Below are 532 nucleotides of genomic sequence, written 5' to 3' on the forward strand. Positions count from 1 at the left end.
CGCCGGACCGCGGCGCGATCCGACGCGGCCCCCGGGCCTGGTCGGCGAATGCGCGGGATCGCGCTTCGTTTCGCCGCAGAGGGTCTGCCGCACGGGTGTGCGCACATGGAGTGCGGCCCGGGCATCTGAACGTCGGCGACGATGGGGCCGGCGACGGCCCGTGGGATCAGCTTAGCGGGTACGGCCGCGCGGATCCTGAATGCGGTGCGGATTCCGGATTCTGCGATCCCGCGCGGCGGTGCCGATCCTGCGGTCGTTGCCGATCCCGGCCGGCGATCACCGGTACCATCGTTGCACCCGGGGTCTCCGGCGATCCTTCCCGAACTACTGGAGTCGGAGCAGTCAGATGAGCGCCCCACCGATCCTGCGCCCGTACCGCCTGCCGTCGGTGCCTGCTGCTGCAGCCCTCGTCGGCGCCTGGCTCGCGCTCACCCCGTCGCTGCTGCCGCGCGGACCGCTCTTCCAGGGCCTGCTCTGCGCCGTCGCGGGGCTCCTGGCCTACGGGCTCGGCTCAGCGGCGTCGTGGGCACTG

The 532-nt window shown here is 72.9% G+C and carries 1 protein-coding gene; it reads left to right on the forward strand.

What is annotated here, in order from left to right:
• Window positions 1-346: 346 nt before the first annotated feature.
• Window positions 347-532 (forward strand): alpha/beta-hydrolase N-terminal domain-containing protein (locus ACFPZL_RS14165; RefSeq protein WP_382336058.1); only part of this gene is annotated, 186 nt, incomplete at its 3' end.

It is taken from the genome of Leucobacter soli, assembly GCF_042659205.1.
Classification (GTDB): domain Bacteria; phylum Actinomycetota; class Actinomycetes; order Actinomycetales; family Microbacteriaceae; genus Leucobacter; species Leucobacter soli.